At 54.0% G+C, this 16222-nt stretch carries 13 protein-coding genes; 9 read left to right on the plus strand and 4 right to left on the minus strand.

Features of this window, described 5'->3' with window-relative positions; all coding sequences use genetic code 11:
- Window positions 1–149 precede the first annotated feature (149 nt).
- The 4 genes from RGW60_RS09025 (at window position 150) to copD (ending at window position 3828) form a co-directional block, all read left to right on the plus strand.
- Window positions 150–560, plus strand: coding sequence for a hypothetical protein (locus tag RGW60_RS09025; RefSeq protein WP_322203930.1), 411 nt, complete (start codon window positions 150–152; stop codon window positions 558–560).
- Window positions 557–2056, plus strand: a complete 1500-nt coding sequence (locus RGW60_RS09030) for a multicopper oxidase family protein (protein WP_322203932.1) — start codon at window positions 557–559, stop codon at window positions 2054–2056. The genes RGW60_RS09025 and RGW60_RS09030 overlap by 4 nt, the downstream gene beginning before the upstream one ends.
- A 446-nt stretch (window positions 2057–2502) precedes the next feature.
- Entirely contained in the window at window positions 2503–2886 is a 384-nt protein-coding gene (gene copC / locus RGW60_RS09035) for a copper homeostasis periplasmic binding protein CopC (RefSeq protein ID WP_322203934.1), read from the plus strand.
- Window positions 2887–2889: 3 nt separating this feature from the next.
- Entirely contained in the window at window positions 2890–3828 is a 939-nt protein-coding gene (gene copD, locus RGW60_RS09040; protein ID WP_322203936.1) for a copper homeostasis membrane protein CopD, read from the plus strand.
- A 77-nt stretch (window positions 3829–3905) separates the two neighbouring features.
- Here copD and RGW60_RS09045 read toward each other — a convergent pair whose 3' ends face one another.
- Entirely contained in the window at window positions 3906–5195 is a 1290-nt protein-coding gene (locus RGW60_RS09045; protein ID WP_322203938.1) for an ATP-binding protein, read from the minus strand.
- 98 nt (window positions 5196–5293) lie between these two features.
- Window positions 5294–5956, minus strand: coding sequence for a response regulator (locus RGW60_RS09050; protein WP_322203940.1), 663 nt, complete (start codon window positions 5954–5956; stop codon window positions 5294–5296).
- Between the two features lie 267 nt (window positions 5957–6223).
- Between RGW60_RS09050 and RGW60_RS09055 the strand changes: the two genes are divergently transcribed.
- From RGW60_RS09055 to RGW60_RS09075, 5 genes are all read left to right on the plus strand, one after another.
- The gene (locus RGW60_RS09055) at window positions 6224–6817 is read left to right on the plus strand and encodes an undecaprenyl-diphosphatase (protein WP_322203942.1); all 594 of its coding nucleotides are present in this window, start codon (window positions 6224–6226) and stop codon (window positions 6815–6817) included.
- Between the two features lie 69 nt (window positions 6818–6886).
- A complete protein-coding gene (locus RGW60_RS09060; protein WP_322203944.1) occupies window positions 6887–8257 on the plus strand; it encodes a TolC family protein in 1371 nt (456 codons plus the stop codon).
- Entirely contained in the window at window positions 8254–9321 is a 1068-nt protein-coding gene (locus RGW60_RS09065) for a hypothetical protein (RefSeq protein WP_322203946.1), read from the plus strand. The genes RGW60_RS09060 and RGW60_RS09065 overlap by 4 nt, the downstream gene beginning before the upstream one ends.
- Window positions 9322–9342: 21 nt before the next feature.
- Window positions 9343–12462 carry an efflux RND transporter permease subunit gene (locus tag RGW60_RS09070; RefSeq protein WP_322203948.1) on the plus strand — a complete coding sequence of 1040 codons (3120 nt, stop codon included), beginning with the start codon at window positions 9343–9345 and terminating at the stop codon, window positions 12460–12462.
- Between the two features lie 72 nt (window positions 12463–12534).
- The gene (locus tag RGW60_RS09075) at window positions 12535–14589 is read left to right on the plus strand and encodes a bifunctional DedA family/phosphatase PAP2 family protein (RefSeq protein WP_322203950.1); all 2055 of its coding nucleotides are present in this window, start codon (window positions 12535–12537) and stop codon (window positions 14587–14589) included.
- An 18-nt stretch (window positions 14590–14607) separates the two neighbouring features.
- Here the strand turns inward: RGW60_RS09075 and RGW60_RS09080 are convergent, their stop codons facing one another.
- Together RGW60_RS09080 and RGW60_RS09085 are read right to left on the minus strand one after the other, a co-directional pair.
- The gene (locus RGW60_RS09080) at window positions 14608–15834 is read right to left on the minus strand and encodes an MFS transporter (protein ID WP_322203952.1); all 1227 of its coding nucleotides are present in this window, start codon (window positions 15832–15834) and stop codon (window positions 14608–14610) included.
- Between the two features lie 146 nt (window positions 15835–15980).
- On the minus strand, window positions 15981–16214 hold the full coding sequence (locus RGW60_RS09085) for a hypothetical protein (RefSeq protein ID WP_322203954.1): 234 nt from the start codon (window positions 16212–16214) through the stop codon (window positions 15981–15983).
- Window positions 16215–16222 lie beyond the last annotated feature (8 nt).

Genomic DNA, 16222 nt, shown 5'->3' on the forward strand with positions numbered 1-16222 from the left:
GGTTAAGTGGGAAGTAACCTCATCTTGGAAAGCGCTGTTACGGTTGATCCTAGAGTCGGCTGCCATACCCTCTACGCATACTGCTCGACTGCATACTGATTCAGCGCGGTCCAACCGTGCGAACGTTCCCCTTAGTCTGGAGATTTGCCATGCAAGCACCACTGAAATTAGTTTTAGCCGCTCTAATCGCAGCCATCGCCATAGTCGCCAATGCCACGGAAGCTCACCCTCCGGCTGAAGCCCCGCTACCCACCACCGAGACAAGCACTCAGCCCCAGTCTGATGCCGATCATGCCATGACTCAGCAAATGCAGAAGATGCAAGCCGCCCGCGACAAAGTTTCCGCCGCCAAGACGCCTGCCGAGCGCCGGGCCGCTATGCAGGAGAGCATGCAGACCATGAAAAACTCCATAGCCATGATGCGGACTATGCACGCAGGCAAAGGTTGTAATGAAATGGGCATGCCAGGCTCAGCAAATGGCGGTACAGGAATGATGGACATGATGATGAAGATGATGGATCAGCAGTCCAGCATGATGAATATGCAGATGTCCAAATGAAAACTTACTTGATGCAACGGCGCACCTTTCTTGGAGGGTTAGCGTTGACCGGGCTAGCTGGCCCCTGGTTACAGGCATGGTCGGCAGACACCATGACCGCCTCGTCCACACCTCTTGGACTACCGTTGCTGGCACCAGAGCTGCTACCGACTGGCAGCTCACTGCGAGAAATTCCCAAATTAGCCAACACCAGCAGCGTACCAGGCTACTTTGAGGCAACTCTGACCGCTGCGCCTGTCTCAGTTCCCTTTGTTCCCGGAAAAACCGCGACCGAATTCTGGGCCTACAACGGGGGCCTGCCTGGCCCGCTGATCGAGCTGTTTGAGGGGGACAAGGTCGCAATCACCTTCGTCAACAATCTTACACAGCCATCCACTATTCACTGGCACGGCTTGCCAGTACCGTCGGACCAGGACGGTAATCCGCATGATCCTGTACCGCCAGGCGGGCGCCGTACTTACAGTTTCAATTTGCCCGAAGGCAGCGCAGGCACTTATTGGTATCACCCGCATCCGCACCAAAATACCGCGGAACAAGCGTTCCGAGGCTTGGCAGGTCCACTGTTGATAAGGTCGCGGCATGACCCTCTGGCTCATTTACCAGAGAGGTTGCTGGTGGTTTCAGACCTCAAACTCGACAGTTATGCCACCATCGCACCGAACGAAGCCAACGACTGGATGAATGGTCGCGAAGGTCAGTTCGCCTTGGTCAATGCCCAGCACCAACCCGTTTTACCATTCGCCGCCGGAGGTCGTGAGCGCTGGCGCGTCGTGAACGCCTGTAGTGCTCGCTATCTGCAACTCGCGCTGCCCGGTAGCACGCTAACGTTGGTCGGCACCGACGGTGGTCTGCTCGAAAAGCCACAGTCGGGGTTGACCGAATACCTGCTGGCCCCAGCTCAGCGGATCGAACTGATAATCGACGCGGGCAGCCGTCGCGACCGAGTGGAATTGAACGCTAATGTCTATGCGCGCGGCAAGATGGGCAAAGTGGCGCCCGATCACATCATGCCGCTGCTGACAGTTGATTTTACGACAGTCACAGCCACTGGCCAGGCAGCCCTGCCGCTTAAGCTCGGCTCAGTACCCGACCTTGGTGCGGCCACCGCAAGCAAACAGGTGGTATTCAGCGAAAAAATGAGTATGGCCAACGGTCGCCATAGCGTGCAGTTTCTGGTCAACGACCAAGAATACGACATGCAACGTATCGATCTGGTGAGCCGAATCAACGAGGTAGAGCTCTGGGAAATCGTCAATCACTCTGACATGGATCATCCCTTCCACCTGCATGGCAATCAGTTCCAAGTGGTTGAGCGGGAGTTTGACGGCGTTGTCACACCGGTATCTTTCCGTGCATGGCAAGACACCGTCAACCTGCGTTCAAGTGAAATCGTACGCATTAAAACCTTACAGCGATTGCCTGGTCTGCGGATGTTTCACTGCCACATCCTCGAACACGAAGAGATGGGCATGATGGGGCAACTCAATGTGGTTTGATCACGAACGACAATAAAATCTTCGGCCGCAGTCGCTCCAGACGCGAACACACTGAAAGATTGCTCGGACCGTTAGAAGCGTGCACTCCTCGTCGGTTAGCTCGGTCATCGTTCAAAATAAGGAACTGACCGAGCTCGACGTTAGATAAACCTGCGGTTAATCAATGGAAATGCACTTGATATCCAACGAGTGGACGATCGCATCAGTGACATAGGCTGAAACCTGGCGCAGGCGCAAAGCTTACTGAATTGTAATCGACCAACACGCTGTCGTGTGGCATCGTGTCACAGCTTCAGTAAGCAGGCATATTTAATCTATCACTTGAGCCAATCTTTATAATGCGGCAGATACAAAAGCTCGTCTGTTGACGCGAACAAAACCGAACACTATAAATCCAGATAATCCATATAAAATTAAACGACGGCCTGTGCCGTGAGGAGTCTTGCATGTCATTGTTTAAAACTTCAACTCTGGGGGTGGCACTTACTGCCGGAATGCTTTTGAGCGCGGTAGCCCTGGCGCATCCAAAGCTCATATCTTCAATCCCTGCTGATGGTGTTGTCTACGCAGCACCCGCTAAAATTGAACTCCACTTTTCGGAAACCCTTTCGACTCAGTTTTCAGGCGCCAAACTGATAATGACGGATATGCCCGGCATGCCTAACTCACCGATGAGTATTAAAGCTAATATCTCTGGCAGTGGGGATCCTAAGGTCATGATCATAACACCCTCGTCCCCGCTCACCACGGGTTCTTATAAAGTCGAATGGCGGGCAGTTTCTTCCGACACTCATCCAATGACTGGTCACTTTTCTTTTAAAGTGAAATGATACATGAGCGACTCAATCAATATTATTCTTCGCTTCGCTCTTTATATGGACCTGATGCTGTTATTCGGCCTGGCAGTCTTCGGCTTGTATAGTCTTAAGGGAAAAGAGAGGGTATCCGGCGCTGTTCTAAACTTTGAGTCGCTCCTGTTCGGCACCGCCATTATCGCTATACCCCTATCCCTTTTCGCCATGTTATTGCTCGCTAAAATGATGAGTGGCGTCTCTGATTTCATGGAGCTTCATCATCACATTTTCCAAATGATTCTGATGGGCACTGATGTTGGATTGAGCTGGATGGTTAGAATAATATCCCTGACACTGGCGTGCATAGCCGTCGCGTTGAATAGACGCTTCGCGACTCCAAGTTTATGGGCAGTTACCCTATTCAGTGCTATCGCCCTGGCAACTCTCGCATGGACAGGGCACGGCGCCATGGATGAAGGCAGCCGTCGTTACCTGCATTTCACCAGCGATATCCTTCATCTTTTGGCAGCAGGTGGCTGGTTAGGTGCCATCGCAGGATTCTTCCTATTGCTGCGAGCAAAGCCGCTTATGGGCGAACAGGAGGTGCGGATTTTGGCGAGAGCCTTGACCGGATTCGAGTCCGCGGGTGCATTGATTGTAGTGACCCTAGCCCTGTCCGGAATAGTGAACTATCTTTTCATCGTCGGGCCTGTTTTTGACCACGTCATATTTAGCATCTACGGGGTGCTGTTACTTATAAAAATATTACTGTTTGCAGGGATGATTGTATTGGCAATCCTTCATCGTTTTCATTTGAGTCCTTCATTAGCCCGCTCTATTAAAGAAGGCGAATACACCGTTGCCGTTAATGCCCTTAGACGCAGCATGACCTTGGAATTCACATTAGCGATAGTCATTGTGTGCTTGGTTGCGTGGTTAGGAACGTTGAGTCCTGACATGGAACCATTAGCTAACTGAGAAAAAAATCTGAGGTGTGCAGGCGTGGTCGCGAGCTGCTTGCTCCGACCATAAAGCGAAGTTAACGTTAATAAGGATCATTGAATATTTTTCAGGGCATTGGGAATATCTTGGCTTCGATCAGTTGCAGCACCTGAACAGATTTTGTTAGGGACGTAAGTCGGAAAAATTACTTTCACTCTCAGTCCGATACCATTTGGCCCTGTTTCAAGTAAGACCTTGGCACCGTGTTGTTCGGCAATAGTGTTAACAATTGACAGCCCCAGCCCACTGCCAGGGCCTATTTGGTTGCTACCGCGATAAAAGCGCTCAAGCACCCTTTCACGATCCACTTCACTTATTCCTGGGCCATTGTCACTTACTTCAAGGATGACCCCTTGGTCGGTTTCCTTTACCGCCAAGTCGATTTTTGCAAGAGTCCCCGCATACCGAATCGCGTTGTCCACTAAGTTGTTAAGCAAGATACGTAGCGAATCGCTATCCCCCAGAATGCTAAATGACGCATGTTCGGTCAGCCCGAGATCGATATTTGAAGCCTCGGCCCTGCGAACCTGATCAGTGATCACCGACTTGCAAAGAGCGGATAATTCAACAGCCTGCATAGGCGGCGATTGCGCATCAGGCTCCAGGCGAGCCAATGTCAACAACTGTTGTGTCAGATGAGTAAGACGGGTGACGCCCGCCTGGACTTGCGACAGCGATTCCCGACGGTCTACATCTAGCGTAGCCCGCTGCGCCAACTCCACCTGGATGCTAAGCGCTGCCACGGGGGTGCGTAGTTCGTGTGCGGCATCAGCAATAAAGTGTTTTTGCATCATGAAAGCATTTGCCAGGCGCTTTAGTAGGTCGTTGAGGGCGTCAACCAGAGGTTTAACCTCGTCAGGCAGATCTGTCGAAGCAATGGGTTGGAGACTGTTCACGTTGCGCGCCGACAACTCTGTCGCGACAGTTCGCAGCGGTTTAAGTCCGTAGCTGATACCAAACCATAAAAACAGGGCCAGAAAAGGAACCAGCGATACGACCGGCCACAGTAAGTGCAAGGCTAACCCGGCGAGCTCTTCCCATCGTTTATTTTGCGCTTGGGCTACACGAAAAATCTTATCGCCGCGCTGGCTTACGAATGTGTGCCACGTACTGTCCCCGACTCGAACATCACTCAATCCAGTTTCCAGCGGTGGAGGGAGCATGAGTGCTGAGTCGGTCGTGTAGTTCAAGACTCCTGCACTCCAGACCTGAAGCAATACCTCATCAGTATTATCGTCACGCAATGGACTGGGTTTATTCCTCGTCAGCACAACCCGTTCACCAGGGTCCACATTAATGTGTTCTGCGAGATAACGCATTTGCTCATCGAGCAGATCGTTCAACTCAAGTACGGCGCCCCAATAAGTACCGGCGCTTGCCAGCAGTCCTGCCACAAAAGTGGCTGGCAACAGCCATAACAGCAAGCGCCGACGGATCGAACTCATGAGTCTTCTCCTATGTGATAACCGACCCCTCTAACGGTTCGGATCACCTGCGCCCCAAGCTTTTTACGAAGATTGTGAATGTGAACTTCCACCGCATTACTGCCCACTTCGTCTCCCCAACCGTACAGGCGATCCTCCAGCTGCTCGCGGGAGATCACCGCCTCCGACTCTTTCAGCAGTTCGTGCAGTAACGCATATTCCTTGGCCGATACACTGACGGGTTGATCGCGAAGCCACAGAAGGTGTCGCACAGGATCAAGGCGCAATGGGCCGCCTCGAAGTTCGGTCTGCACACGCCCGGATTGACGTCGACTGACGGCGCGGATGCGTGCAACCAACTCCTCGATGGCAAACGGTTTAACCAGGTAATCGTCAGCTCCGTTATCAAGGCCCGCTACACGATCTGGTAGAGAGTCTCGGGCGGTGAGTATGATCACCGGCAAGCTCTGGTCGTGCTGACGTAAAACCTTGAGCACCTGCATTCCATCCTGACGCGGCAGTCCCAGGTCGAGTAACAGCAACCCATAAGGGGTGGTTTCCAAAGCGAGGACAGCGGCCTTGCCGTCCGTGACCCAATCCACTGTGTAACCTTCTTGGCGCAAGCCTTTTTGCAAGCCGCTGCCGATCATCGGGTCGTCTTCTGCCAGTAGTATTCGCATTGCCTGATCCCTTCCCTACATCATTCAGCGCTTCGCCAAATTACCGCGCAGTGTGCCGAAGTCTTGGCTGCGCACATACGGTGCGCAGGTCATAGATGAGTCTGACACAACAAGGCCAGTGCTGAAGCGCGAACTCTGACCACTTCTAGATTGATAAGACTGCCAGCGCCATCCTTAAGGTGGACTTAAGGAAACAACCACTAAGGTGCTCATCATCGGCACCGTGATCACACGTGATGCTTTCAAGTTTCCTGACTGGATCGCCCTATGGAAGAGCTCAATCGCACTTTATTTTTGGCCATCAGTGCCAGCGTGCACTCCTCGGTGGAAATGCGCCTAGTGGCGACTTTTCTGGCGCAGTGGCTCATCACAGTTGTACCGCTTTTGTTAATTGGATTGTGGCTGCGAGGCACACGCCAATACCGAGTTGCTGCAGTAACCGCCACCCTGAGCGTCGTGTTCGCGCTTGGATGCAACCTGCTTATCAGTACCCTTTGGTTCCATCCGCGCCCCTTCATGGTCGGACTAGGACAAAACCTACTCCAGCACGCCCCAGAGTCCTCATTCCCAAGCGATCACGCCACGGTGATGTTCACGCTGGCCTTGGCTCTGATATGGGCATCGCTGCACAGGCTTGGCGTATTGATTTTGCTGCTGGGCACATTGGTCGGCTGGGCACGTGTCTATTTAGGCGCGCATTTCCCATTCGATATTGCCGGGTCGTTGCTGGTCTCGTTGATAAGCGCGTGGCTGATCCCGCAGGCGCTGAGGTTCGGACATCTTGGCGAGCGTTTGCTCGACACGCTTGAGCGCCTTTATCAACGGATGGTCCCACTGGCCAGTCGCCGCAACACTTATTGATACGGGAAACGGTAATGCCTTATCCGCAAAGTCTTACGAGCCCTGCTGCTCGTTCTCAAAGAATATCCCATGCATAAACATTGTTTTATTTCAGTGGTAGTGCTGTTGGTGGGTTGCGTGAGTTACCACCCACATCCGCTAGCGCCCCTGGCAATGATGGGTTCCTATGAAGAGCGGACGCTAACGAATACGCAGCTTCAGCGCTTCATCACTGCACACGACAGCAAAACCACTGGCGTCTGGGGACTGAGCAAATTAACGCTGGCGGCCTATTACTACAGCCCTGAACTGGACGCAGCACGCGCCAAATTTGCTAGCAGTGAGGCGGCGGTAGAAACGGCTGATCAACGAACCAACCCGTCTCTGTCGTTGCCCTTGCAGTATGCCGATCAGCCGATCAAGCCCTGGACTTACGGACTGGCCCTCGACATCCCGATTGAGACTGCGGGTAAACGTGGGTATCGAGTAGCGCAAGCGCAACAGCTTTCAAACGTTGCCCGTCTGAATATCGGCCAAACCGCTTGGGAGGTCAGAAGTCGTCTTCGTAGCGCATTGCTCGATCTTTACGGTGCCAGCCAACACCATTCAATCATCGAGCTTCAGGTCAGCATCCAGCAAAGCATAGTTACCATGCTGAAAGAACAGCTTTCGCTGGGTTCGGTCGCTACGTTCGAGTTGAGCCAGGAACAGATCATTCTGGAGCGTGATCGTAGCGATTTGGCTCAAAGCGAACGGCAAATGCTGGACGCCAAAGCGCTCATCGCTACGACCGTTGGGGTCACTCTAAAAGCGCTTGATTCCATCGATATAAATCTGAGCGATTTCAATAGCCTTACTCTACAGATCCCTGCAAGTACCGCGCGCCGCCAAACCATTCTGAATCGCATGGACATCCTCGGCGCGCTAGCCGACTACAACGCGAGCCAGGCGGCTCTCCAATTGGAAGTTGCACGGCAATATCCGAACCTGTCACTCGGGCTTGGATATTCGTTCGACCAAGGGGTAAACAAGTACAGCATGACACCCGCTGGCTTCACCCTGCCCCTATTCAACCGAAATGAAGGCCCTATCGCGCAAGCCGAAGCGCACCGCAAGGAAGTCGCCATCCATGTCGAAGCACTTCAAGACCAAGCGATCAATCAAACAGACAACGCCCTAAAGCACTATCGCTTGGCCATCGAGAACCTCGCGCTTATCAACACACAAGAGAAGACGCGAACAGCCGTCTTCGATGCTGACCAACGTTCCTTTAATTTAGGCGCGATCAGCCGAATCACACTATCAAGATCACGTCGTGCGGTGAATGTCGATGCAATGACCCACGTCGATGCGGTGGTTCAGGTCCAGCAAGCCATCAGCCAACTTGAAAATGCCATCCAGCAACCGCTCGATGAAACCCCGTTGCACGCCCAGCCATTAGAGGCGGTCATTCGAAAATGAATACACTCCTTCGTAGCAAAACCTCACGAGTCGCGTTGTTGGTGACAGCCCTCATCGGATCAGTTGCTGTAGGTTTTTTTTCTAGCCAAGTCCTGACCGCCACGCCTGCAACTTCGGCCACACCCCCTTTGAAAAGAGTCACGACCGAAGGAGGTCTGACCATCGTCACACTGGATGAAGCAACCCAGACGATCAGCGGTATTCAGAGTGAGCCGATCATTGCGTCAAAGCATCCGGTGGAACGGTTGGTATACGGCACCGTGCTTGATGTACAGGGGCTGAATGATTTGAGCGCTCGTTACGCTATGGCTCAAGCAGATTCAGTGACGGCAAAGTCTGCCATTTCAGCTTCCGGCCAGGATTACGAGCGCAATCTCGCGTTGTTTAAAAGCAACCAAAGCGTGGCGTTGAGTGTGCTGCAAACTTCGCAAGCGGCGTGGATTGCAGACAAGGCCAAATTACAAGTGGCTAGTGCAAGCCTTCGGTCGATCCATAACAGCGCGCGGCAACAATTTGGTGCGCCCTTGGCAAGCATGATTGAGGCGCAGGACGCCCCACTCCTGCAAAAACTGTTAAGCCGCGAGGAAATGCTGTTGCGCATTGCGCTTCCCCTTGGTGCTGATTTAGTGGCCCCTGTACTGATCTCGATTGAGTCCGGCAAACACCTTCGGCAAGCAGCTCAGCTCATTTCAGTCTCCCCTCAGATCGATTCTTCGACTGAAGGCCGCGCATACCTTTACCGAGCGGCAGCAACCCTTCCGGTCGGCAGCAAAGTAGTTGCGTACTTACCGTTGGCCACTCCAGAGAGCACCAGCCTCCTCATTCCTGACGCTGCCATTTTATGGTTTGGCGGTCAGCCGTGGGCCTATGTACAAATCGCAAAAAAACGATTTACCCGCCGCCCTGTCGAAGAGCAAACCCCCTACGAAGATGGGTACTTGGTTAGCTCCGGGTTCAGATCTGGCGATCGCGTCGTGGTACAGGGCGCTCAGCTGCTGTTATCCGAAGAACAGCGGCCATCCGTCACTGCGTCCGCGTGCAAAGACCCTGAATGTGACGACTAATCAGACGACAGCGAATACATCATGTTGAATTCAATTATCCGCTTCGCCGTACGATTGCGCGGGGTCGTTATTGCCCTCGCTTGTTTATTGGCAGGTTATGGCATCTTCACCCTAACCCAGGCCCGACAAGATGTTTTTCCCGAGTTTGCGCCACCCCTTGCGGTTATTCAGACCGAAGCGCCTGGATTATCTTCCGAACAGGTTGAAATGCTGGTTACCCAATCGGTAGAAAATGCAATGGGTGGCACGCTGGACCTTGCAAGCATGCGGTCCAAGTCGCTACCAGGGTTATCGATGGTGACGTTGACCTTCAAGGATGGAGCCGATATTTACCGCGCTAGACAACTCACTGCAGAACGACTCAGCACGCTAACCGGTATTCTTCCTCATGGGGTCAAACCTCCTGCGTTATTACCGCTAACCTCATCGACCAGTGTCACTCTTGTCGCGGGTATCACCTCTGAGACTCGCTCGCTGATGGAACTGCGTACACTGGCGCAGTGGACGATCAAACCGCAATTGTTGCGCGTGCCCGGCGTCGCGGACGTAATCGTATTCGGCGGCGATCTAAAGCAATTTCAAATTCAGGCAAACCCCGAAAAGCTGGTGCAGTACGGTTTGTCTCTCCAAGACATATTGGGTGGTGCGCAGCGCGCAACCGGGGTCAGTGGCGCAGGCTTTCTGGAAACTGCCAACCAGCGCATTGTCTTGAATACCGAGGGTCAGACCGTTACACCAGAGCAGTTGGCTCAAACTGTACTCAACTACCGCAATGGTGTCGCCGTGCGCCTGGGCGACGTCGCCTCGGTCGCCTATGGGGCTGCTCCTGCAGTGGGCGCGGCGGCCATCGAGGGTAAGCCCGCGGTGTCGCTGATGGTCGAAAGCCAATACGGCGCCGATATGATGAGCGTTTCCAGTAGTGTGGAAAGCGCCCTGAACAGTTTGAAACCTGCGCTGGACGCAGAACAGGTGAGCCTACATCCAGACATCTTCCGCCCAGCCAGGTTTATCGAAACCGCGATTGGTCATTTGCAGACAGCACTGCTATTGGGAGGCGTGTTAGTTGTGCTGGTGCTGTTTCTGTTTTTGCTCAATATCCGCACTGCGATCATCTCGGCTACGGCGATTCCGCTGTCCTTGTTAACAGCAGTGATCGTACTCCATCACTTTGGTGTGAGCCTTAACACCATGACCTTGGGCGGCCTGGCCATTGCCTTGGGAGAGGTGGTGGACGATGCCGTGGTCGACGTGGAGAACATCTTCCGTCGACTGCGCCAAAATCAAGCGCTGGAGCATCCTATCTCAGCGGCCTTGGTGGTATTGCGCGCCTCATACGAAGTCCGCAGTGCTGTGGTGTATGCCACTCTGGTAGTTGTGCTGATTTTCCTTCCGGTACTGGCGCTGTCAGGGATCGCTGGAAAACTGTTCGCGCCCTTGGGGCTCGCCTATATTCTGGCGATTTTGGCCTCCCTCGTGGTAGCCCTAACGGTCACGCCAGCACTGGCATTTATGTTGTTGACCACTAAGCGACTCCAATCGGACGAACCAAAGTTGGTGCAGCGACTGAAGACCCGCTACCTGAAATTACTCGCCAGCATCGAATCGCACTCTCGCCCAATCGTCTGGATGATCGTCATTCTCTGCACAATGGCGGCCAGCGCGCTGCCGTTTTTTGGCGGTAACTTCATACCGGAATTGAAGGAGGGACATTACCTGATCCATATGGCGTTGGCCCCAGGCTCCTCTTTGACCGAATCCATGCGTGTGGGCAACCGTGTGGCACAGGAGCTAAGCAAAGTCCCCGGGGTGCGGCTGGTAGCGCAACGCGCAGGGCGAGCCAGCGAAGTAGTCGATCCAACCGGTGTCCACGTCAGTGAGTTCGAGGTGGATTTGAATAGCGTGTCGGCTGCTGAGGAAACCAAAGCCGTGGCGCGCATCCAACAAGTGCTGGCCAGCTTCCCGGGATTGACGACGTCAGTAAACACATTCCTGACTGAGCGGGTGGACGAAAGTATCTCTGGCGTAACAGCACCGGTCGTCATCAATGTCTTTGGTCCTGATCTCGATGTACTGGACAGCAAAGCCCAGGAAATCGCTCAGGTGATAAGCCAAATCCCAGGCAATATCGGCCTGAGAGTTGAGTCCGCCCAGCATGTGCCGCAATTGACAATCAGGCTGCGGCCTGAGCAATTGACGCACTGGGGGTTCGAGCCGGTCGACGTCATGGACGCGATTCAGGTCGCCTATGACGGAGTGACCGCCAGCCAAATCTATCAGGGTAACCAGACTTATGATGTCACCGTCTCGTTGGCTTCCACGGCCCACCACACGATCGCGACTGTCGGGTCACTGCTGCTGCGTAGCAAAACCGGAACAACGGTACCTTTGGATCAGTTAGCGGTAATCACTCAAACCACCAGCCGTTATCAAATCATGCACAGCGGTGCACAACGCCTGCAAACAGTGTCGACCGCCGTGAGGGGTCGGGCGGTGAGCGACTTTGTTCAGGAGGCTAAGCGGCGAATTAACCAAGAGGTTACTCTTCCCAAAGGCACCTACGTTTTGTTTGCTGGGGAAGAGCAAGCACGTGTTCAATCTCAGCAGGATCTAATGGTTTACACCGCGGTTGCTATCGTCGGAATCATCATCCTGCTATTCCTTGCGCTCAAAAGCATACGCGCATTAATTTTGGTGCTTGTAAATCTACCCTTCGCACTGGTAGGTGGCGTCCTGACAGTCCTGATCTACGGTGGAAACCTCTCACTGGGCTCCCTTGTAGGGTTTGTTACCCTGTTCGGTATAACGCTGCGCAACTCGATCATGCTCATCTCGCATTATTCACACCTCGTGAATGAGGAAGGCATGACATGGGGCCCGGAAGCGGCTCGGAGAGGCGCCGCTGAACGCCTGGTGCCGATTCTGATGACGGCCGTTGTGACCGCGCTGGGACTGCTACCTTTGGCGCTCGCCAGTGGTGCAGCGGGTAATGAAATCGAAGGGCCTATGGCTATCGTAATCTTGGGTGGGCTAGTGAGCTCGACCCTACTCAATCTGTTGGTATTACCGACCCTGGCGTTACATTTTGGACGCTTTGAACGGCGCGTTGAAGAATTTCCCGCTGCCGTCGCCACCGCTTCGTAACGCTCGAGCGATTTATCCACAAGACACAAAACATGATTGCTTCATCACCAACATTGCACAGGTAACCTGCTCATGATGACGTCCATGGTCTCATCGGTCATCGAGTTCCTCACGGTGAATCCGCAGGTTGCCTATCTGGCGGTATTTCTTCTGGCACTTTCCGAGTCAATCCCGATTATCGGTGCCGTCGTTCCCGGCACAGCCGTGATCCTTGCGCTCAGTGCCTTGGTACCAAGTGGGGTGCTTTTACTCTGGCCGTTGTTAGTCGCCGCCACGTTAGGTGCAATTGCCGGTGATGGTCTCTCGTTCTGGCTCGGACATCGATACCACCGTGCGATTCTTGGTTTCTGGCCCTTAAACCGCTACCCCGGATTAATTCAGAGCAGCGAGGTCTTTTTTAAGCGTCATGGTGCCAAGAGTGTGTTTCTCGCCCGCTTCGTACCGGGCGTGCGCGCCTTCATCCCACTTCTTGCCGGGATGATGGGAATGGCGGTCAATCGGTTCTATGCCGTCAATGTTGCCTCGGCACTCGCATGGGCTGCGTCGCATATCCTGTCAGGCGTACTGGTAGGCGCAACGTTCAGCATTCTCGGGGCAACCGCCAAGCCACTCGCGATCCTGCTGGTCTTACTACTTGCGGCAGGCTGGGTACTGCTAAATATCGTGCGCTGGGCGTTGCGGCGCGGTGTTCCTTACTTCATCAATGCATGGGGGCGGCTTCGGTGCTGGGTCAGCACCCACGATTCTTGGTTGAGCCGCAGTCTCACGCCCTTGCTCGATCAAACTCGGCCCGAGGCGCGGACGCTCGCAGTATCGGCAGTACTTCTCGTCAGCGCAGCTTGGCTGTTCTTCGGCACCCTTGAAGATGTTGTCACCGGTGACCCATTGCTGCTTGCCGACAGCGCGATATACCGTGCGTTGCAAGATCTTCGCACAGCTCCCGGCGATGCAGTAATGATCGCTATTACTGAACTTGGCGACACCAAGGTCGTGGTGCCGGTCACTGTAGTCGTCTTACTCTGGCTCATGTGGAAACGCGCCCGGCGCACTGCTGCCTATTGGCTGATTGCGATTGCTGGTGCATCGATTCTTAATACAGTCATAAAAGTTGCGTTGCATCGAGCTCGACCTGATGAGCTTCTTTATTCAGGGTGGAGCGCCTTTTCCTTCCCAAGCGGCCATAGCACAGTCAATGCCGTGCTCTACGGTTTCCTGGCGTTTCTCATTGCGCGTGAGATGCGCCCGACATGGCGCCTGGCGATCGCCCTCAGCGCGGTAACCCTGGTATTTCTCATTGCGTTCTCACGTCTTTACCTAGGAGCGCATTGGTTTTCCGACGTGCTCGGGGGACTGGCGTTCGGGTCCGCGTGGCTGGCACTGCTCGGACTGTCCTACTTGGGACGCCCAGCAGGATGCATTGAGCCAAAGGGCCTGCTTGCCGTCGGATTCTCGGCACTGGTCGCCGCTGGAGGATTCAATATCTATCGTAACCATGCGACCGACAGTGTTCGATATGCCGCCTCCGACAGAACTCCATCAATGGCCGCCACCCATTGGTGGGTCTCGGGTTGGCAGTTACTGCCGACGCGGCGTATCGACCTAACCGGCGAGACGAATGAAGCATTAACGTTCCAGTGGGCAGGAGACCTTAATGGCTTGCAAGATGTCCTGCAGCGCAACGGGTGGCGCAGCTCGGCGGACTGGACGCCCTCTAATGCGCTGAATTGGCTTTCAGTCCAGACTGACCCGGCAGCTCTTCCAGCTATTCCACTTTTCGCCAGTGGTCGTCTCCCCAGTCTGACGCTCGTCAGACCGAGTAGTAATGACGCACCCGCCCCCTCGCGCCTCGTGCTTCGAGTGTGGGCCGTCGATTTCAAGCTCACGAACGAGCGTGCGTCAGCGCTGTGGATGGGCTCGGTTGTGGAGGAACGCTTTTATCATCCCCTATCCCTGGTCACGTTGACATCAACCCAGCCCGGAGTGAATGCACCTCGGAGCACGCTAGCTGAGGCGTTAGACGACTCGCGGCTCCTACCTCGCCCCCCTGGAACCGCAGATGAGGATTGGGATGGTGAAGTTCTGTTAGCACGCCGAGGCGGACCCACGTGTTGCGGTCACCCCTTGTAAAACCGGTGACTCGTTCGATCAAAGCGAAACTTCTCCGCTCTTCGCCTGATGAAATGACTGTTTCTTAACAAGCAACAAGACCAGAGCTGTTGCAGCCAGCAATGCCCCCATCAGAAATGTGCTCTCTGACCCAAGGCTTTGCCATAGCCAACCCGCAAGAACGCTGGCGATCAGCATGCATACGCCACTAACCAGATTGAAGATACCGAACGCGGTGCCCTTAAGCTTTCCAGGCGTTTTATCGGCGACCATTGAGGCGAGAATACCTTGGCTGAATCCCATATGAAGCCCCCATAACGCGACGCCTAGCATCATCGTGATGACGGAGTTGGACTGGGCAAGCAGCAAATCCGCGAGGACTAGTAACCCCATACCCACACAGAGCAGCTTCGTGCGACTGATACGGTCAGATAACCAACCGGCAGGGTACGCGGACAACGTATAGAAAAGTGCCATCACTACCATCACCAGCGGAACCCAGGTGGTCGACAAACCTATTTGTTGAGCCCGTAATATCAGAAACGCTTCACTGAACCTGGCAAGTGTAAATACCCCCCCAACAACTACCACCCACCAATATTCATAGGAAAAGTCGTCCAGCACTTTCCAATGAATGGGCGATCGAGGGCTGCCCCCTGGAGAGGTGTGTATGGGCTCTTTTACACTGGTAACAATGAAAACCACCGCTATCGCCGCCGGGATCACTGCAAACCACAGTACAAGCTGGACATCTGCGAGCCATAACATCAACAAAATGGCTAGAGCCGGGCCAAGGACAGCTCCCACTGTATCCATCGATTGGCGCAAACCAAAGCAGGCGCCTCGGATCTCCGGGGGCGAAACATCCGCGATTATGGCATCTCGCGGCGCGCCCCGAATGCCTTTGCCGATGCGATCCAAAATGCGTGCGGCAAAGACCACTTCTACCGAGTGGGCCAGCGGAAAAAGCGGCTTGGTCAGCGCAGCCAGGCCATACCCAAGCAACAGTAGCCCCTTGCGTCGTCCTATCAAATCGCTGATAGCGCCAGAGAAAATCTTCACGATCATTGCGGTTGATTCGGCAATACCTTCGATCACCCCGACGGTCAATGCACTCGCACCTAACGTAGTAACTAAAAATACAGGCAGTAAACTGTGCACCAGCTCAGACGAGAGGTCCATAAACAGGCTGACAAAACCTAACGCCCAGATCGTGCGCGGAATACGAAGGCCCTTAGCGTTAGTGTGTGGACTTTCACTGTTCAATATTTTCATCCTAAAACGCAGACATCGCCCGAGGCGTTGCTAAATTCCTCGAGCTCGATATCAATTGGATTTCGGGAAATCTTTGCCGACCAGGCAGATATAAGCGAGAAAGCAGCGATGTTCGACTCGTCTGCGCCAGATGCACGTTACAGCATCAATAACGCTTCATGCACCTCAATGGAGGGTATCGGCACATCTGAACGCTGCGCATCAAGCCACCTTCGCATTTTTCCCGTGTCGAAAATTTGACCCTGCTCCATAAGTGTCAATACCAAGGCCTGCGAAATTCGGTAGGGGCCGCAATGGGGACAGTTTCGTTGCTCCCACCCCTCTGCACACTCGATAGTTTCAGCATGACCGGCACAAATCAGGCAGCTCATGAGGCCTC

The sequence above is a fragment of the Pseudomonas sp. AB6 genome, from assembly GCF_034314105.1.
In the GTDB taxonomy this organism is placed as follows: domain Bacteria; phylum Pseudomonadota; class Gammaproteobacteria; order Pseudomonadales; family Pseudomonadaceae; genus Aquipseudomonas.